Genomic DNA, 18262 nt, shown 5'->3' with positions numbered 1-18262 from the left:
GAGAACCCGTGACCTCAGCACCAGAACGCGCCACCGACGTCCTCACCACGGCGCGCGAGCAGGTGCTCGAGCGCGGCGAAGGGCTGAGCGAGGCGCAGGTGCTCGAGGCGCTGCGGGTGCCCGACGAGCGGCTGCCCGACCTGCTCGCGCTGGCGCACGAGGTGCGCATGCGCTGGTGCGGTCCCGAGGTGGAAGTCGAGGGCATCATCAGCCTGAAGACCGGCGGCTGCCCCGAGGACTGCCACTTCTGCTCGCAGTCCGGCCGGTTCCCGACCCCGGTGCGCTCGGCCTGGCTGGACATCCCCGGCCTGGTCAAGGCCGCCCGCCAGACCAAGGAGACCGGGGCCACGGAGTTCTGCATCGTGGCCGCGGTGCGCGGGCCGGACAAGCGCCTGCTCTCCCAGGTCCGCGAGGGCATCAAGGCCATCCGAGAGGACGGCAACGACATCCAGATCGCCTGCTCGCTCGGCATGCTCACGCAGGAGCAGGTGGACGAGCTGGTCGAGATGGGCGTGCACCGCTACAACCACAACCTCGAGACCGCGCGCTCGCACTTCCCCGAGGTGGTCACCACGCACACCTGGGAGGAGCGCTGGGACACGCTGCTGATGATCCGCGAGGCGGGCATGGAGGTCTGCTGCGGCGGCATCATCGGCATGGGGGAGACCGTCGAGCAGCGCGCGGAGTTCGCCGCGCAGCTCGCCGAGCTAGGCCCGGACGAGTGCACGATGAACTTCCTGATCCCGCAGCCCGGCACGCCGTACGAGCACTACGAAGTGGTCGAGGGCAAGGACGCGCTGCGCACCGTCGCCGCCTTCCGGCTGGCCATGCCGCGCGCGCTGCTGCGCTTCTCGGGCGGCCGTGAACTGACCTTCGGCGACTTCGGCACCAAGCAGGGCATGCTGGGCGGGATCAACGCGATCATCGTCGGCAACTACCTGACCAACCTGGGCCGCCCGGCCGAGGTCGACCTGGAGATGCTCACCGAGCTGAAGATGCCGGTGAAGGCGCTGAGCGACTCCTTGTGACGCAAGCGGAATTCTGCGTCCACTGTGGACACCCGTGGGCCGCCGACCATGCGGCCTGCGACAACCCGCGCACCGCGCTGGAGCCACCGCGCTTCTGCCCCCACTGCGCGCGGCGCATGGTCGTGCAGATCACCCCGACCGGCTGGACCGCCCGCTGCAGCAGACACGGCGAAACGACGGGTTAGGCGCTCCTCCGGTGAGTCAAGGCCGCGGTCTCCGCGCCCAGGCGGCCCCTGGCGGCACGGGCGACTCGGCCGAGTACGGCCAGTACGAGGCCGACCCGCCCGCACCGCCAGGAACCACCTGGATCACGAAGCCCATCGACCAGACCCACCGGAGGAGCGCCTAAGCTCAACGGACCGTAGTCAGGAGGTACGCCGGTGGCTGAATCTTCGGTCGGGGTGCGCCCGCCCGCCGAACCCGCGCACCACTTCTTCAGCGTTCCGCGCGAGCGGCCGAAGGTGGTGGTGGCCGCGGACATCCTGCCCGCGGTGAGCGTGCTGTCGATGGTGATGCTCACCGGCATCCCGCTGGCCGCGCTGTGGGCGTTGCTGGCACCGCCGCAGCGGGTGCGCGTGGTTTCCGCCACCGAGAACCCGGTGCCCCTGCAACTGGAGAGCTGGCACCGCTTCGACGACCTCGCCGTGTTCGCCCTGCTGGCCTTCGGCGTCGGCATCGTGGTCGGCGTGGTGATCTGGCTGCTGCGTGAGCGGCGCGGGCCGGTGGTACTGCTGGCCGCGGTCCTCGGCTCGGTGCTGGCGTGGTGGCTGGCGTCCATGCTCGGGCCCGGCACCTTCGCCGGGATGCTCTACGAGGTGACCGCCGCGCCCCAGGTGGGTGACGTGCTGGAAACCGCGCCGGTGCTGGAATCGGCGTGGGTGCTGCTGGCCCAGCCGCTGGCGGTGGCCGCCACCTACGGGCTGCTGGCCGGGTGGAACGGCCGTGACGACCTCGGGCGCCGTCTCGGCTGAATTCGGCTGATCGGCAGCGCGGCCTGCCCGGTTTCCGTAGGCTGGCGGCAACCGAGGGAGGCCTGCATCACATGACCGACGACGTAGTTTCCGGCTCGAACGGGCGCATCCGCTTTCCGGGCATCAGCCCGCGCGCCTACGAGCACCCGGTCGACCGGGGCGCGCTCGCGACGCTGCGCACCATCCCCGGGTTCGCCGAAGTGCTCAAGGCCGTGGCCGGGTTCTTCAGCGAGCGCGGTGAGCGGCTGATGGCGCTGGCGTCGTCGATCCGCGTCGGTGAGAAGCAGTACCCCGAGCTGAACAAGCTGCGCCTGGAATGCGCGCAGGCGCTGGACATCTCGCCGGTGCCGAACATCTTCGTCGCGCAGGACCCGTCGGTCAGCGCTTACACGATCGGCATGGACGAGCCGTTCATCGTGCTCAGCACCGGGCTGGTCGAACTGCTCGACACCAACGGGCTGCGGTTCGTCATCGGCCACGAAATGGGGCACGTGCTGTCCGGGCACGCGGTGTACCGGACCATGCTGATCCGGCTGATCAGCATGCAGATGTCGATGTCGTGGACGCCGGTCAGCGCGTTCGGGCTGCGCGCGGTGATCGCCGCGCTGAAGGAGTGGTACCGCAAGTCGGAGCTGTCGTGCGACCGCGCCGGTCTGCTCTGCGGCCAGGACCCGGCCGCCGCGCTGCGGGTGCACGTGCTGATGGCCGGCGGGATCGACCCGTCGCGCATCGACATCCCGTCGTTCCTGCAGCAGGCCGAGGAGTACGAATCGGTCGACGACGTCCGCGACAGCCTGTTGAAGCTGCGCAACGTCGAGCACATGTCGCACCCGCTGGCCGTGGTGCGCGCCGCCCAACTGCAGAAGTGGGCCGCTTCGGAGGAGTACCGCGCGATCCTGGTCGGCGACTACCCGCGCCGCGACGGCGACAGCCCGTCGAGCACCTGGTCCGACGACGTCAAGTCCGCGGCCAAGTCGTACAAGGACTCCTTCAGCAACTCGACCGACCCGCTGGCCAAGGTGTTCACCGATGTCGGCGAAGCCCTCTCCGGCGCGGCAGGCAAAGTGTGGAACAAGTTCGGCGGCAACCGAACCCCCAACGGCGAATCAGAACCCGCCAACTAACCCCAGCGCCCCTGCTCACCGCCAGCAGGCAGCCCCCCCACCCTCCCGGGGGCGGCCCCTATCGCCAGTTTATCGGGTGGGGGCTTCCCGAGGGGCGGCTGAGCTGGGGGCTGTGGACAGGTGGGTGCCTGTGGACAGCTGCGATGTCACGAATGTCGCTTTCGAGACGTCAGACGTCTCGAAAGCCACATTCGTGACACGAAGAAACCTCGCCTAGTTCAGGCTCGCCGGGCGCGTCAGCGCGCTCAGTTCCGCCGGCGGAGCCGGGACCGCGCGCAAAGTCGTCAGGAAACCCGTTTCCCGGGTCAGCAGGCGGCACACGTCCCGCAGGCGTCGCAAGGGCTGGGTTTGTTCCAGCAGCGCCTGCCGGTCGTCCATCGGCAGCAGGCAGTCGGCCGCCAGCTGGTAGGCGAGGTCCGCCATCGAGGTGTCCGCGGGCGGCTCGGTCCACGCGTCGTGTTCCCAGGCCGAGCGGCAGTACCGCCGGTGCGCGCCGCGCGCGACCTCCGCCATGCGCGCGCCCGCTTCCGCCGAGCCACGCGGCAAGGGGTCGTCCGACACCCATTCCACCGTGCCCACCAGGTAGGGCGCCGCCTCGCTGTCGATGTCGAGCAGCCGGAACCGCTGCTTTCCGGTGGTGACCACGTCGAACCGCCCGTCGGGCAGGCGTTTCGCCTCGCGCAGCCGCGTGGTGCAGCCGATGGCGTGCACCTGGTCGAGCCCGGTGACCTCGCGCGTCAGCGACGTGCGCATGGCGATCACGCCGAACTCCTGGTCCGGCACGGTGCCGGTGACCAGGTCCACGGTGAGCTGCCGGTACCGCGGCTCGAAGATGTGCAGCGGCAGGTGCGCTCCCGGCAGCAGCACGGTCTGCAGGGGGAACAACGGCAAGGTCGTCGTACCCGTACTGTCTCCCGCGCCGTCAGCCACGGGTACACGGTACGACGAAGCCGTCCCGCGCGCAGGCCTTCACCCGGATGCCGTGCCGGGCAACGGAAATCGCGTACGTCGCGCGGAGTTATCGCCGCACCGGCGGGGGACGCAGCACGGCGAACGGGTCGGTCACCTGGATTCCCTTGCAGGCGAAGGAGAACAACGCCGCCGGACGCCCGCCGCTGCAGCCGGACGGCGCCGTCTCCCCGGTCGGTTCGAGCAGGCCGCGGCGGGCCAGCACGCGCTGCAGATTGGTCGCGGAAATCCTGTAGCCGAGCGCCGCGGAGTACAGCCCGCGCAGCTCCGAGATGGTGAACACGTCCGGCGCGAGCGCGAAGCCGACATTGGTGTAGCTCAGCTTGGACCGCAGCCGGTCCCGCGCGCGCAGCACGATCTCGGCGTGGTCGAAAGCCGTGCGGGGCAGTTCGTCCACCCGGTGCCACGAGGTGTCCTCGGGCACCTCCGGGTCCACGTCCGACGGCACCAGGCCGAGGAACGCGGTGGCCACCACGCGCGGCCCGGGCACCCGGTCCGGCGTGCTGAACACGGCGAGCTGCTCCACGTGCTTGAGCTGCTTGATGTCGACCTTCTCGGCGAGCTGGCGCCGGATGGAGGTCTCGACGTCCTCGTCGGGCCGCAGCCGCCCGCCCGGCAGCGACCAGCGGCCGATGTGCGGATCGAGCGCGCGCCGCCACAACAGCACCTGGAGTGTGTCCGATCGCACTTGCAGCACGGCCGCCAAAACCTCGTGTGCCAGGGGGGCGCTGCTGTTAATATGGCTTCGCACGGTTTTCGATTGTAAGGCGAAAACCCGCGTCAGTCTAGGAGGGCCACCATGGCCGGCACGACGACCCTGCGGGCGAGCGAGCTCGCCGAAGCCGATCTCATCCCGTTCGACGGGGTGGAGCCGGACGCGAGCTGGGCGGAGGAGGTGCGGCGCCTCGCGGAGGAGCGCGACGCCGTGCTGCTCGCGCACAACTACCAGGTTCCGGCGATCCAGGATGTCGCCCACCACACCGGCGACTCGCTCGCGCTGAGCCGCATCGCGGCGAGCAGCGACGCCTCGACGATCATCTTCTGCGGGGTCCACTTCATGGCCGAAACGGCCAAGATCCTCTCCCCGGACAAGACCGTCCTGATCCCCGACGCGCGGGCGGGCTGCTCGCTGGCGGACTCGATCACCGGGGCGCAGCTGCGGGAGTGGAAGGCCGAGCACCCGGGCGCGGTGGTGGTCTCCTACGTCAACACCACGGCCGAGGTCAAGGCCGAGACCGACATCTGCTGCACCTCGTCGAACGCGGTGGACGTGGTCGCCTCCATCCCCGCTGACCAGGAGGTTCTCTTCCTGCCGGACCAGTTCCTCGGCGCCCACGTCAAGCGCGTGACCGGCCGGGAGAACCTGCACATCTGGGCCGGGGAGTGCCACGTGCACGCCGGGATCAACGGTCCCGAGCTGGCCGAGCGGGCCGCCGCGAACCCCGACGCCGACCTGTTCATCCACCCCGAATGCGGCTGCGCGACCTCGGCGCTCTACCTGGCGGGCGAGGGCGCGGTGGCCCCGGACCGGGTCAAGATCCTGTCCACCGGCGACATGGTGCACGAGGCCAAGGCGACCAAGGCCGGCTCGGTGCTGGTGGCCACCGAGATCGGCATGCTGCACCAGTTGCGCAAGGCCGCGCCGGGCATCGACTTCCGCGCGGTGAACGACCGCGCCTCCTGCCGGTTCATGAAGATGATCACGCCGGCCGCCCTGCTGCGCTGCCTGCGCGAGGGCCTCGACGAGGTCCACGTCGACCTCGAGACCGCCGCCCGCGCCCGCGCTTCGGTGCAGCGGATGATCGAGATCGGCCAGCCCGGCGGCGGCGAGTGAACCGCCCGGTTACTGCCCGTGAGGCGAAAACCACGCCTCGCTGGGAGGCGGCCGCCGATCTCGTGGTGATCGGCAGCGGGGTCGCCGGACTGACCGCGGCCCTGCGTGGCCGGGCGCTCGGCCTGCGGGTGCTGGTGGTCACCAAGGCGGCCATCGAGGACGGCAACACCCGCTGGGCCCAGGGCGGAGTCGCGGTGGTGCTGCCCGGCGAGCACGACGACGGCGACTCGGTCGCCAAGCACGTCGACGACACGCTCATCGCCGGTGCCGGGCTCTGCGACGAGGACGTGGTGCAGTCGATCCTCGACGGCGGACCGGCCGCGGTGGCGCGCCTGCGCGAGTCGGGTGCGCGCTTCGACGCCGGGGTCGGCGGCGGGCTCGCCAGGACCCGCGAAGGCGGGCACACCGCGTTCCGCGTGATCCACGCGGGCGGGGACGCGACCGGTGCCGAGGTGGAACGCGCGCTCGTCGCGGAGACCACCGACCGGCGGCTGCCGGTGCTGGAGCGGCACGTGGCGGTCGACGCGCTGCGCACACCGGCCGGTGCGGTGGCCGGGGTGTCCGTGCTGGACCCGGACGGGGTGCTCGGCGTGGTCCGCGCGCCGGCCGTGCTGCTCGCGACCGGTGGCCTCGGCCAGTTGTACCAGGCGACGTCCAATCCGGAACCGGCCACCGGTGACGGGCTGGCACTGGCGCTGCGCGCGGGTGCGCAGGCGGCCGACGTGGAGTTCGTGCAGTTCCACCCCACCGTGCTCTACACGCCGGGCGCGCGCGGCCGCTGCCCGCTGGTCACCGAGGCGGTGCGTGGCGAGGGCGCGCGCCTGCTCGATGGCGCGGGCGAGCTGGTCATGCTCGGGGTGCACCCGCTCGGCGACCTGGCACCTCGTGACGTGGTGTCGGCGGCGATCAACCGCCGCATGGCCGAGGCGCCCGGCGGCGTCGACGATCACGTGTTCCTCGACGCCACCCGGATCACCGGCTTCGCCAAGCGGTTCCCGACCGTCTACGCGGCCGCGCGGGCCGCCGGGATCGATCCGCTCCGGGAGTTCATCCCGGTCACGCCCGCCGCGCACTTCGCGTGCGGTGGCGTGGTGACCGACACGACCGGGCGGACCGGCGTGACCGGGCTGTACGCGGCGGGTGAGGTCGCGCGGACCGGGTTGCACGGGGCCAACCGGCTCGCGTCGAACAGCCTGCTCGAAGGCCTGGTGATGGGGGAGCGCGTCGCCGAAGCGGCGGCCGCCGACCTGGCCTCGGGCGTGCTCGCCGAGCCGAAGCACGGGCTGGCGCCGGAATGTCGCCACGTCGAAGCGGCCGACCGCGACTCGCTGCAGCGGGCGATGAGCCGCTACGCCGCGATCGGCCGCGACGCCGACGGGCTCGCGGTGCTGGGCTCGGTGCTCGACCTGGCCACCGTCGACAGTCCACTTCGGACACAGGCGGAGGTGGAGGACGCGGCGCTGACCCTGGCCGCGCAGGCGCTGGTCGCCGCGGCCGCGCACCGCACCGAATCGCGCGGTTGCCACGTGCGCCTGGACTTCCCCGAGCGCGACGAGCGGGGCGGGCGGCGGAGTCAGCTGATCCGGTTGAGCCCGTCGGGACAGCCGGTGCTCGCCGATCCGATCCTGCAGGAGGTGGTGGCGTGAACGAGCTGACTCACGAAATCCTGGCCGAGGCCGGGCTCGACGTGACCGATGTGCTCCGCGTGGTCGACACCGCGCTCGCCGAAGACCTGCGTTACGGCGCCGACGCGACCACGCAGGCGACCGTGCCGGACGGCGTGGTCTCGACGGCTGCTTTCACGCCGCGCGTGGCGGGCACGCTGGCCGGCGTCGGCCCGGCGCTGGCCGTGCTGGATCGGGTGCTCGACTCGTACGAGGTGCTGGACCGGCGCGTGGACGGGAACTGGCTGAGCGCCGGGGAACCGGCGCTGGTGGTGCGCGGACCGGTACGTGGGTTGCTGACCGCCGAGCGGACCGCGTTGAACCTGTTGTGCCACCTGTCCGGCATCGCCACCACCACCGCGGCCTGGGTGTCCGAAGTGGAGGGTACGGGGTGCGCGATCCGCGATTCCCGCAAGACTCTGCCGGGATTGCGGTTGCTGGAGAAGTACGCGGTTCGCTGCGGTGGCGGGGTGAACCACCGGTTCGGCCTCGGTGACGCGGTGCTGATCAAGGACAACCACGTGGTGGCGGCGGGTTCGGTGACCGCGGCGCTGCGGGCCGCGCGCGAGCACGCCGCCGAGCTGGCGTGCGAGGTCGAAGTGGACGACCTGGCGCAGTTGGAGGAGGCGTTGCGGGCGGGTGCCGACGAGGTGCTGCTCGACAACTTCACCCCGGCCCGGTGCGGCGAAGCGGTCCGGCTGCGCGACGAGCTGGGGTTGAAGACGCGGCTGGAGTCGTCCGGTGGGCTGCGGCTGGAAAACGCACGGGAGTACGCGGAATCCGGGGTCGACTACCTGGCTGTCGGGGCGCTGACGCACTCCGCACCGGCGCTGGACCTCGGCATGGACCTCGGCTGAGGGGGAAAATTACCCGCGCGGCGTAGTCGTCGCGCGGCTTAGGGTCGCCGCGTGAGGTGGTTGCGTGCGGTACCCGCCGTCCTGGTGGCGGCGACGGTGCTCACCCCTGGCGCGGCGGCCCAGCCGTCTTCGGCGCCGCCCCCGCAGAGCGCCTGCGCGAACCCGTCCGGGGTGTACCCGGGCGCGGTGCCGTGGGGACAGCGGGTGGTCGACGCCTCGCGGGTGTGGCCGCTGACCGACGGCTCCGGCCAGACGGTCGCCGTCATCGGGACCGGGGTGGACGCCGCCAACGCGCAGTTCGGGCCCGACCAGGTGCTGCCGGTGCGCGGCATCGGCGCCGGCGCGACGGCGCCCGCACCGGACTGCGACGGCCGTGGCACGGTCGCCGCGGGCATCGTCGCCGCGCGGCAGAACCGGTCGACGACCTTCGCCGGTGTCGCGCCGGGCGCGAAGGTGCTGCCGGTGCGCTACCTCCGGCCCGGCGGCAACTCCGCGGACAGCGCCGATCCGGACGCACTGGCCGCGGCGATCATCACCGCGGCGGACGCGAAGGCGGGCGTCATCCTGGTCGCCGTGCCGTCCCCGGTGGACTCGCCCGCGCTGACCGCGGCCGTGAACGACGCGCGGCGGCGGGGTTCCGTGGTGATCTCGGCGGCTTCGGCCAAGGAGGAGGGCGCGGTCACCTACCCGTCGGCGACGCCGGGGGTGCTCGCGGTCGGCTCGCTGAACCAGCAGATGCAGCCGGTGCAACGGGAATCGGGCAGGCACCTTTCGCTGTCGGCGCCCGGCGCGGACCTGGTGAGCGTTTCGGCTGGGGGGCAGGGGAAACTCGCGCACCGGTGGCCGGTGACCGACCCGTCGATGGCGGGCGCCTACGTCGCGGGCGCGGCGGCGCTGCTGCGGGCCTACCGGCCGGAACTGACGCCCGACCAGGTGATCACCCGGCTCACCTTGACCGCGAACCGCCCACCCGGCGGGACGCACGACCCGCGGCAGGGCTGGGGCCTGGTGGACGCCTACACCGCGGTCTCGGCCGACATCCCGCCGGACGCCGTGGGCCCCGGCGGCCCGTTGCCGCGCCCGGTCGCCGGCGCCATCGTCCCGGCCGCCGCCCCCGCCCGGCCACCGGTCAACGAACTGGCGGGCGTCGTGGCGATCGCCGGTGTCGGCGCGGCGGCTCTGGTCGGCCTGATCGTGGCCACCTTCCGGCGCGGCCGGACCCGCGGGTGGCGGCCCGGCCGTCGCGCTTGACCTACTTGTAACGGCGGAGCACGGCAGCCTCGGCGCGAAGGCGTTCGGCCTGCTCGGCGCGGCCCAGCCGCTCGTACTCCTCGGCGGCTTCCGTGCGCTGCTGGACTTCTTTGTCGACGATGGCTCGGAGATCGGCGTCGGTCAGGTGGAGGCGCTCGACCTCCGTCGACCCGACGCCCACCGCGATGGACGTCGTCGCATGGTGCTCCACGGAGGGCGCCTCGGCGTTGTCGATGGCAGCCAGCGCCGACCGGATCGCCGAGATCGCGATGCGGTCCTTGCCCTTGATGGCCTGGGTCAACCCACGACGAAGATCAGTACGCACGATGCCTGACGATACTTGGCACCGCTTCTCGCGCAACGTATTTCGCGGCGGGGGGCCGAGGACACAAATGTGGCTTTGGGGGCCGAATCCGCCCCCAAAGCCACATTTGTGTCACTGGTGGTGGGGCTGGGCGCCGCTCTGAGCGCGGGACCCCGGGGCTCTCGACTGTGAGGTTCGGCTGCACGAGTGTCGATCTCGGCCGCCTGAGTGTGGAGCTCAGCTGCCTGAATGTGGGACTCGGCTGCCTGAATGTGGGACTCGGCTGCGCGAACGTGGGACTCGGCTGCGCGGGTGTGGAGTTCGGCTGCGCGAATGTGGGGTTCGGGTGCCTGAACGTGGGGTTCGGCTGTCTGAGGGTGGGGTTCGGGAGGTGGGGGTTAGAGGAGGTGGGCGTTGGTGGTGCGGACGGCGGGGGCCAGGTCGGGGAGTTCGGTGACGGTGACGCCGGCGGCGGTGAGGGTTTCGGCGCCGACGCAGTCGACGAAGAGGGTGGGTTCGCGCCACGCGAAGACGACGCGCGGGATGCCGGCGTCCAGGATGAGGGTGGTGCAGGTTTTCGGGCGGGAGCGGCGGCTGCTGCACGGTTCCAGCGAGGTGTACATGGTGGCGCCCGCCAGGCGCGGGTCGTCGGCGGCCAGTTTCGCCAGGGCGGCCTCTTCGGCGTGGTCGTGCGGGTCGGTTTCGCCGGAGTGGCCGGTGGCCAGGATCGAGCCGTCGGCGGCGGTGATGACGGCGCCGACGCGGAAGGTGGTCGACGGCGGGCACTCGTCGCCCAGTGCGATGGCCTTGGCCAGGAGATCGTGGTCAGTCATGCGAAGTCACCCGGTATTTCATCAGCACCAGATCGCCGATCTGCTGCACGCAGGTCAAGGACATCGGCCGCGCCGGGGATTGCGGGAAAGCCGCCGGGTGCACGAATCGCGGAGCATCGGGTTCACCGACGAAGAATGGTGCGTAAACCAGGTGGATTTCGTCCACCACATCGGCGGCCAGGAATTGCGTGTGGATGTGCCCGCCACCTTCGACCATCAACCGGGAAATGCCACGGGAATGCAGGTCCGCCAGCGCAGCGGTGAGATCGGCGGCCCCGATGACCGTCGCGGAGGGGCCCAGGGAAAGGGAAGAAGCCACCTCGGGCGGGGCGTAGACCAGTTTCGGGACATCACCCGCCACGAAGAACTGCGACGACGGGTCCAGCGAACCGGTGCGGGTGAAGGTGACCTTGGCCGGGGAGGCGGGCTTCCCGGCGGCGACCCGGCGCTCCCGGCGCTGAGCTGAGCGCACCAGAAGACGGGGGTTGTCGGCGCGGATGGTGCCCGCGCCGACCAGGATCGCGTCGGAAGCCGCCCGCTCGGCGTCCACCCGGTCGAAATCGTCCTGATCGGACAGCACGAGCCGGGTGGTGCTGGTGTCGTCGATGCACCCGTCGAGCGAGGCGGCTACCGAGAGCAGTACGTATGGCCTGGACACCAGGCCACCGTACCGCCGCTCACCGCGGGGCGTCCGGCTCCTCGCCGATCACCGACGGCGCCACCACCGACGATTCACCCCACACGTCCTCGGTTTCCACCAGCCACGGCGGGATGCGCCTGCCGGAACCCATGTCCCCGCCCGCGCCCATGCCCATCGGCATCATGGGCATCATCGGCATCATGCCCTTCGCCGCGGCGGCACCGGCCGCCCCGGCCGCCCCACCGGCCAGCCCGGACATCGCGTTGCCCGCGCCACCGGAACCGGCCATGCCGGGCGCCGCGGCCGCGCCGTCGCCGGGGCTGCCGAGATCGACACCGCCGACGCCGCCGACCCCGCCACCACCGATGCCGCCCACGCCGCCGCCGCCGATCGGGATGCCGCCGCCACCGCCACCGGCCGCGCCACCGCCGAACCCGTCGCCGAGCTTGCCGGAGCCGTCCCCGCCGGGCAGCTTGTCGTCGCCTTCCTTCTTGCCACCGGCCCACGGCGGCACCTTCGGCATGATCGAGCCGAAGCGGCCGAACGCCGCGGCCGAAGCGGCCGCCAGCCCGGCGGTGAACATGTTGCCGAACAAGGGACTGGACGGCTTGGCCTGGTCGATCGGCATCGGCATCGGCTGCGTGCCGTCACCGGGCAGGGTCGGTGGTGCCCCTGGCACCACCGAGATGCCGGTGGGCGGCGGCGTGGTCACCGCACCACCGCCGCCGCTCGCACCGCCACCGGGGGTGCCCGGGCCGGGCATCGGCGGGGCGGTGACCGCGTTCGGCGAAGCGGGGATGGACTCCTCGGCGGCGGTGTAGTCGCCCGCCAGGTCGGTCATCACCTGGATCGCCTTGCTGTGCGCGGCGTTCGCCGCGTTCGCGGCCTGCTGCTGGGCTTCGACGTTGCCGATCGCGGCGGCCCGGCGCTGTGCGGCCGCCTGCACCACATCGGGAGTGGTGTCGGGGGGCAGCAGCGGCGGGTTCACCGCCAGCGACAGGTCCGCCGGGGAGACCTCCGGCACGTTCACCGGCGGCGGCATCTGCGCCTTGGCGGTCTCCAGCTCGTCGGCGGCGTCCTCGAGCAGGTGCCGCATGGACACCGCGGTCTGCCCGACCTTGCGGATGCCGCCGACCAGGTCGTCGATCATCACCTGGTACTTGTCCGCGGCGCCACCGGTCCAGTGACCCTCGAACTCGGACAGCTGGGCCATCAGGTTGTCGGCCTGCTCGAACAGGCCGAACCCGGCCGCCCGCCACTTCTCCGCCGCCGCGCGGGCCCCGCCGGGGTCCCCGGCGTGCAGCATCGCGTAGAGCTGCTGGTGGCTGAACGAACCGAAGTTGGTGTGCGCGGTCATCCCTTGGCCCCCTTGCCGTCCCCGCCGCCGCCGAGCAGGTTGCCGATCCCCGAGACGATGCCGCCGATCACGTTGCCCGCGGTGACGTGCAGATCGGTGGCGACGTTCTGGTCGGCCTGCTGGTAGCCCTCGGCCACGGTGTGGGTGACGTCCTGCGCGAAGGTGATGGCGCCCTTGACCTGGTCGAGCAACCCCTGCATCTCCGCCACCGCGGCGCGGTGCGCCTCGGCGAGGGAACTCGCTTCGCCGAACTCCCCGAACCGCAGCGGCTCACCGCCGAGGGTGAGCAGGAAGTCGTTCGGCTTGGTCATGCACTCGAGCTGTATCTCCAGCTCCCTGGCGAAGTCCCGCAAGGACTCCAGGTGAACGTAGTACGACCGGTCTTGCATCCCGACTCCCTCGTTCTCCTTCTCGAATCAGGGGCGGCAGGCCGGACGGCCGGTGCGAGTGGGGGGTTGGCTCGCACCGGCCGTCCGGGAAACTCCGCCGATCACACGGCGAAGTAGTTGGTGTTCCGGTTCTCGAGCGCGTACTGCAGGTCGTGCGCCTCGCCGACCTTGCCGCCGAACTGCGCGATGATCGCGACGATGTCGGCGGTGGCCTGGCGCAGGCGGGTCTCCGAGGCTTCGGCGGCCTGACCGGCCGAGCTGCCCGAGGCGTACCAGGTGGCCTTGATCGGCTGCAGGTTCTGCTGCAGCGTCTCCAGCTGACCGGTCAGCTGCTTGGCCTTCTCCGCCAGCGAAGCGGAGCTGAACTGCAGTGCGTTGAAGTTGACTTCGACCATGTCGGCCATGTCGGGTTCCCCTCTGGGTCAGTTCGCGCCGGACAGGCGGCCGAGCACGGAGCCGCCGGCGTCGGAGGCGAGGCTGGAGACACTGGTCAGCTGCTGCGCCACGTCGGCGTCACCGCTGCCGTAGTTGTGGAAGCTCTGGTTGACCAGCGTGGACATGGTGTCCAGCTCGCGGACGGCGAGCTGCATCTTCTCCTGGAGCCTGCGCTGCAGGTCCCAGAACGCCACCGCCTGGTCGCCCTTGTAGTTGCGCAGCGTTTCGGTCAGCTCCGCCTCCAAGCTGGCCATGGTGGTCTTGGCGCCAGACGCGGTCTCCTCGAAACCCTGGACCGCACGCGTCATGGCCGCGGCATCACTCTGGTAGCCGGCACTGCTCACGGGCTGGCCACCTCCTCTCAACTCGCGGGAAAAGATCTCCGGAAGAGCCAGAGCTGGAACTTTCTCCGGCTCGTTGCGAATCACACGCTAGAAAAGCCAGCAGTACGTTCAAACGGCACAACTGCCGGTCGCGGTGGCGGTACTTGTACCCACGACCGGCGGGCCCGCTCAGTCCGCGGGTGGGGTCCAGGCCACCTGGAGCAGCCCGGTGCCGAGCCGCCGGGAGACCAAAGTGCCTCGTCCAGGGGGTAGCGGGCCCGCTTTGACGTCACCGATCAGCGGTCCCTCGTCCTTGGACCCCGACATCACCAGCCCCGGCGAGCCGAGTTCGCGCACGCGCTGCACCACGGGTTCGAAAAGGGCCCGCCCGGCACCGCCCGCACCGCGCGCGATCACCAGGTGCAGCCCGATGTCGCGCGCCTGCGGCAGGAACTCCAGCAGCGGCAGGAGCGGGTTCTTGCCCGCGGTGGCCACGAGTTCGTAGTCGTCCACGAGCACGAACAGGTCCGGCCCGGTCCACCACGACCGGTTGCGGAGCTGCTCAGCGGTCACGTCCGGGCCCGGGAGCCGCAGGCGCATCGCCTGGACCACTTCGCTGATCAGACCGCTCAGCGTGGGCTCTGAGCCCGCGTAACCGAGCAGGTGGCGGCCGGTGACCGCGTCGAGCAGGCCGCGCCGGTAGTCGGCGACGATGATCGCCGCGTCGTCGGCGGAATAGGCCGACATGATGCCCTGGCCGATCACCCGCAGCAGCGCGCTCTTGCCCGACTCGACGTCACCGAAGGCGAGGAAGTGCGGATCCGCGGCGAAGTCCAGCAGCACGGGCTCCAAAGTGGCCTCGGAGACCCCGAGCGTGACCTTCTTCGGTGGCGCTGGCGGCAGCCCGGACAGCTCGATCTTCGGCGGCAGCAGGCGCACCCGCGGGGCCGGGTCGCCGGTCCACGACTCGCTGATCCGGCGGACCAGGTCCGTGGCGCCCACGCCGATCGTGCCCGCCCGCTGGTCGCCGTCGATGCGGGGGAGCGCGCCGAGGAAGTGCAGCTTGTCCTGGGTGATGCCGCGGCCCGGTGCCTCGGCTGGCACGTTGCGGGCCACCTTGCGGTCGATCAGCGAGTCGCCCGCGTCGCCCAGGCGCAGCTCGAATCGCGTGCCGATGGCGTCGCGCAGTTGCGCGCGCACGCCCATCCAGGTGTTCGCCGAAAGCACGATGTGGATGCCGAAACCGAGCCCGCGTGCGGCGAGCCCGGTGATCTGCTCCTCCAGCTGCTCGTAGTCCTTGCGGACCGTCGCCCAGTCGTCGACCACCAGGAACACGTCGCCGAACTCGCGCCCGTCGGTGCTCTCGGTGAACTCGGCGCGGCGGTTGCGGAACTCCGCGACCGACTCGATCCCGTTGGCGGAGAAGAACTCCTCGCGTTGCTCGAGCAGCGTGGTCACCTCGGCGACCACGCGGCGGCAGCGTTGCGCGTCGCGCCGGGTGGCGTACCCGGACACGTGCGGCAGCCCGGCGACCGGCGACAGCGCGCCACCACCCATGTCGAGCAGGAAGAACTGGGCTTCGGCCGGGGTGTGGGTCAGCGCCAGCACACCGACGACCGACCGCAGCAGCGTGCTCTTGCCGGTCTGCGGGGCGCCGACCACCAGCGCGTGCCCGCCCGCCCCGGAGAAGTCCGCCCAGAGCAGGTCGCGGCGCTGTTCGATGGGCTTGTCCACCAGTGCCACCGGCACGGTGAGGCGTCCGTTGCCACCCCAGCCCACCGGGCACAGGCCGCGCCCCGGCTCCTCGCCGAGCGGCGGCAGCAACTGGTCCAAAGTGGGCGGTTCGGCGAGCGGCGGCAGCCAGATCTGGTGCGCGGCCGGGCCGTCGAGCCGGGAGAGCATGGCGTCGATGACCGTCTCACCCGGACTGTCGGCGGGTTCCTCGTGGACGACCTCGTCGTCGTCACGGGGTTCGACCGGGGCGGGCGAGCTGACCGGACCCAGCGTGAACGGCACGATGTGCTGCTCGGGCGCACCCCGCTCGCGCACCACCAGCCGGGGCGGCAGCTCGCCGGAGACGTAGGCGGCCTTCAGCCGGATCAGCGAGTCCGTGTCGGCCTTGAGGTAGGCCGAGCCGGGCACCGGCGGCAGCTGGTAGGCGTCCGCGACCCCGAGCACCGCGCGGCTTTCCGAGGCGGAGAACGTGCGCAGGCCGATCCGGTACGACAGGTGCGAGTCCAGCCCGCGCAACCGGCCCTCTTCCAGGCGCTGGGAGGCGAGCAGCAGGTGGATGCCGAGGCTGCGGCCCAGCCGTCCGATCGAGACGAACAGGTCGATGAACTCGGGCCTGGCCGAGAGCAGCTCGCTGAACTCGTCGATGATCACCAGCAGCGAGGGCAGCGGCCGCAGGTTCGCGCCCGCCTCGCGGGCCCGCTCGTAGTCGCGGGCGGAGGCGTAGTTCCCGGCCGCGCGCAGCAGTTCCTGCCGCCGGATCACCTCGCCGTTGATCGCGTCGGCCATGCGGTCGACCAGGATCAGTTCCTCGGACAGGTTGGTGATCACCGCGCAGGTGTGCGGCAGGCCGGTCATCCCGGCGAAGGTGGCGCCACCCTTGAAGTCGATCAGCGCGAGGTTCAGCCGTTCCGACGAGTGCGTCACGGCCAGCGCGGTGACCAGGGTGCGCAGCAGTTCGCTCTTGCCCGACCCGGTCGCGCCGATGACCAGGCCGTGCGGGCCCATCCCGCCCTCGGCCGACTCCTTGAGGTCCAGCTCGACCGGGCGGCCGTCCGGGTCCACGCCGAGCGGGACGCGCAGCCGGTCGCGCGCGGCGCGCGGGGCCCAGGTGACCGCGGTGTCCACGTCACGCGGGTCGCCGATGCCGAGCAGGCCGGACAGGCCGAAGGTGGACGACATCGGGTTGTCGCCGGTGACCACGGTGCCGAACTGGTGCAGCGCGGTGAGCCGGCGCGCCAGCGCTTCGGCGGCCCCGGTGTCCAAACCGTCCGGTACGCCGAGGAAGCCGAGCTGCTGCTCGCTGCCTTCGCCGACCAGCATGCCCATCTGGGTGCGATCGGTGTGCAGGCACAGGGTCCGGTCGCTGGGCACCGCGTTCGGCTGCTCGCTGCTGATGTCCACCACGGTGACGCCGTGCTTGCCGCCGTAGGGCATCAGGCGCGTGTCGCCCTCGGTCTTGCCGCCGTCGAGCACCAGCACGATGTGCGGCTGGTCGTGGCCGTGCCCGGGGGTCCGGGTGAACGGCGCGCGCTCGCCGAGGTCCTGACCGAGCGCCTCGACCAGCCCGGCCAGGTCTTCGGCGACCAGCCGCGCCGGGCCCGCCGCGTCGGTGCCGGTGGCGGAACCGGCGTGCGGCAGCCACTTCAGCCACTCCCACTCCGCCTGGCGGTCCGGCGCCGCGCACAACGCGATGCGCAGGTCGTTCGGTGAGTGGAAGGTGGCCAGCTGGGCCAGCACCGCCCTGGTCAGGTCGAGCACCTCACCGCGGCGCCCGCTCAGCGCCACCGTGGCGAACGAGCGCAGCGAGATGGCCACCGGCAGTCCGTTCACTGTGGAATAGGTGCGGATGAAGTGGCGCAGGCTGGTGGAGGACACCGGGTCCAGGTCCTCCAGCGGCACCGTCTGCGGGGCCTTGAGCGGGGTCATCAGCCGCTGCGGGCCGGTGCCGACGCGCACCTGGCCGAAGTGCCCGTCCAGCCGCCGCCGGTCCCACAGCCTGCCGCTGGTGACGTAGGCCCACAGGTCCGCCGGCTCCGGCTGCAACGAGATCATCGCCGAGCGCTGGTTGTCGGCGATGTCCCGCACCTGCCCGCGAAGGCCGGCCAGGTAACGCTGGTAGTCGCGGCGCTCCTCGTTGATCTGCGCCTTCTTCTGCTGCCCGCCCCTGGCCAGCGACATCACGATCATGCCGCCCATGGCGGTGATGAACAGGGCGCCGAACACCCAGGTCATCGCGCCGCCGTCGCGTCCGATGTAGACGAACGACATGGCACCCATGCCGAGCATCATGGGCAGGAACAACATCAGCTGGAGCGCGCCACCCGAACCGCCCTTCGGCAGCATCGGCGGGGACTGCAGGACGATCTCGCTCGGCTGCTCACCCGATAGTGGCAACCGGTCTCGGGCCAGGGTCATGTAACGCCGTTCTGCCTTCGTGCGTGTGGGTACTTTGCCGCTCATTTTGGCCACTCGTGAGGCGGTCACGGTGGGTACTTTTGCCGTCCGTCGGCCTTCTCGGCCGTCCTTACGCTGGTCGCGACCGGTGGAAG

Annotated in this window: 16 protein-coding genes and 1 pseudogene; 8 read left to right on the top strand and 9 right to left on the bottom strand. The window is 71.5% G+C overall.

The genetic code is table 11. The features are described from left to right. Positions 1–8: 8 nt before the first annotated feature. The 4 genes from bioB (at position 9) to JOM49_RS38470 (ending at position 3123) form a co-directional block, all read left to right on the top strand. Positions 9–1028, top strand: coding sequence for a biotin synthase BioB (bioB, locus tag JOM49_RS38480; RefSeq protein ID WP_209669194.1), 1020 nt, complete (start codon positions 9–11; stop codon positions 1026–1028). After that, positions 1025–1213 carry a biotin synthase auxiliary protein BsaP gene (gene bsaP, locus JOM49_RS44285; RefSeq protein ID WP_308159016.1) on the top strand — a complete coding sequence of 63 codons (189 nt, stop codon included), beginning with the start codon at positions 1025–1027 and terminating at the stop codon, positions 1211–1213. Before bioB ends, bsaP begins: the two co-directional genes overlap by 4 nt. A 195-nt stretch (positions 1214–1408) precedes the next feature. Then, positions 1409–1999 carry a DUF2567 domain-containing protein gene (locus tag JOM49_RS38475; protein ID WP_372444178.1) on the top strand — a complete coding sequence of 197 codons (591 nt, stop codon included), beginning with the start codon at positions 1409–1411 and terminating at the stop codon, positions 1997–1999. Positions 2000–2070: 71 nt separating this feature from the next. Further along, the gene (locus JOM49_RS38470) at positions 2071–3123 is read left to right on the top strand and encodes a M48 family metallopeptidase (RefSeq protein ID WP_209669192.1); all 1053 of its coding nucleotides are present in this window, start codon (positions 2071–2073) and stop codon (positions 3121–3123) included. A 213-nt stretch (positions 3124–3336) separates the two neighbouring features. On the opposite strand, the gene JOM49_RS38465 is transcribed toward JOM49_RS38470, so the two are convergent. Together JOM49_RS38465 and JOM49_RS38460 are read right to left on the bottom strand one after the other, a co-directional pair. Next, positions 3337–4053 (bottom strand): LON peptidase substrate-binding domain-containing protein, encoded by a 717-nt coding sequence (locus JOM49_RS38465; RefSeq protein ID WP_209669190.1) that lies wholly within the window; start codon positions 4051–4053, stop codon positions 3337–3339. 88 nt (positions 4054–4141) lie between these two features. Then, complete coding sequence (locus JOM49_RS38460) at positions 4142–4786, bottom strand: NUDIX hydrolase (RefSeq protein WP_245371524.1); 645 nt, start codon at positions 4784–4786, stop codon at positions 4142–4144. Positions 4787–4891: 105 nt separating this feature from the next. On the opposite strand from JOM49_RS38460, the gene nadA reads away from it, so the two are divergent. The 4 genes from nadA to JOM49_RS38440 are packed head-to-tail and all read left to right on the top strand — an operon-like array spanning position 4892 to position 9698. Beyond that, the gene (gene nadA, locus JOM49_RS38455; protein WP_209669188.1) at positions 4892–5926 is read left to right on the top strand and encodes a quinolinate synthase NadA; all 1035 of its coding nucleotides are present in this window, start codon (positions 4892–4894) and stop codon (positions 5924–5926) included. Then, positions 5923–7572, top strand: coding sequence for an L-aspartate oxidase (locus tag JOM49_RS38450; protein ID WP_209669186.1), 1650 nt, complete (start codon positions 5923–5925; stop codon positions 7570–7572). The genes nadA and JOM49_RS38450 overlap by 4 nt, the downstream gene beginning before the upstream one ends. Next, on the top strand, positions 7569–8447 hold the full coding sequence (gene nadC, locus JOM49_RS38445; RefSeq protein ID WP_209669184.1) for a carboxylating nicotinate-nucleotide diphosphorylase: 879 nt from the start codon (positions 7569–7571) through the stop codon (positions 8445–8447). The genes JOM49_RS38450 and nadC overlap by 4 nt, the downstream gene beginning before the upstream one ends. Positions 8448–8498: 51 nt before the next feature. After that, positions 8499–9698 carry a S8 family serine peptidase gene (locus JOM49_RS38440; RefSeq protein ID WP_308159015.1) on the top strand — a complete coding sequence of 400 codons (1200 nt, stop codon included), beginning with the start codon at positions 8499–8501 and terminating at the stop codon, positions 9696–9698. 1 nt (position 9699) lies between these two features. On the opposite strand, the gene JOM49_RS38435 is transcribed toward JOM49_RS38440, so the two are convergent. The 7 genes and pseudogenes from JOM49_RS38435 to eccCa all read right to left on the bottom strand — a co-directional run bounded on the left by JOM49_RS38435 (position 9700) and on the right by eccCa (position 18128). Next, a complete protein-coding gene (locus JOM49_RS38435; protein ID WP_209669182.1) occupies positions 9700–10023 on the bottom strand; it encodes a GatB/YqeY domain-containing protein in 324 nt (107 codons plus the stop codon). 377 nt (positions 10024–10400) lie between these two features. Beyond that, a pseudogene (locus JOM49_RS44455) lies at positions 10401–11496 on the bottom strand (dihydrofolate reductase family protein). A 16-nt stretch (positions 11497–11512) separates the two neighbouring features. Then, positions 11513–12832, bottom strand: coding sequence for a WXG100 family type VII secretion target (locus tag JOM49_RS38425; protein ID WP_209669180.1), 1320 nt, complete (start codon positions 12830–12832; stop codon positions 11513–11515). Then, on the bottom strand, positions 12829–13221 hold the full coding sequence (locus JOM49_RS38420) for a hypothetical protein (protein ID WP_209669178.1): 393 nt from the start codon (positions 13219–13221) through the stop codon (positions 12829–12831). The genes JOM49_RS38425 and JOM49_RS38420 overlap by 4 nt, the downstream gene beginning before the upstream one ends. A gap of 101 nt (positions 13222–13322) precedes the next feature. Beyond that, a complete protein-coding gene (locus JOM49_RS38415; RefSeq protein ID WP_209669176.1) occupies positions 13323–13625 on the bottom strand; it encodes a hypothetical protein in 303 nt (100 codons plus the stop codon). An 18-nt stretch (positions 13626–13643) separates the two neighbouring features. Next, complete coding sequence (locus JOM49_RS38410; protein WP_282773434.1) at positions 13644–14000, bottom strand: WXG100 family type VII secretion target; 357 nt, start codon at positions 13998–14000, stop codon at positions 13644–13646. Positions 14001–14168: 168 nt separating this feature from the next. Further along, complete coding sequence (gene eccCa / locus JOM49_RS38405) at positions 14169–18128, bottom strand: type VII secretion protein EccCa (RefSeq protein WP_209669174.1); 3960 nt, start codon at positions 18126–18128, stop codon at positions 14169–14171. Between the last annotated feature and the right edge of the window lie 134 nt (positions 18129–18262).

Source organism: Amycolatopsis magusensis, assembly GCF_017875555.1.
In the GTDB taxonomy this organism is placed as follows: domain Bacteria; phylum Actinomycetota; class Actinomycetes; order Mycobacteriales; family Pseudonocardiaceae; genus Amycolatopsis; species Amycolatopsis magusensis.
The sequence above is the reverse complement of the archived record's forward strand: the minus strand, read 5'-3'. Positions and strand labels throughout refer to the sequence as shown.

Bases quoted from the DNA above. Each gene is read 5' to 3' on its own strand.
- JOM49_RS38470 (WP_209669192.1), top strand. From the start codon at position 2,071: ATGACCGACGACGTAGTTTCCGGCTCGAACGGGCGCATCCGCTTTCCG.
- nadA (WP_209669188.1), top strand. From the start codon at position 4,892: ATGGCCGGCACGACGACCCTGCGGGCGAGCGAGCTCGCCGAAGCCGAT.
- JOM49_RS38425 (WP_209669180.1), bottom strand. From the start codon at position 12,832: ATGACCGCGCACACCAACTTCGGTTCGTTCAGCCACCAGCAGCTCTAC.
- JOM49_RS38420 (WP_209669178.1), bottom strand. From the start codon at position 13,221: ATGCAAGACCGGTCGTACTACGTTCACCTGGAGTCCTTGCGGGACTTC.
- JOM49_RS38415 (WP_209669176.1), bottom strand. From the start codon at position 13,625: ATGGCCGACATGGTCGAAGTCAACTTCAACGCACTGCAGTTCAGCTCC.
- eccCa (WP_209669174.1), bottom strand. From the start codon at position 18,128: ATGACCCTGGCCCGAGACCGGTTGCCACTATCGGGTGAGCAGCCGAGC.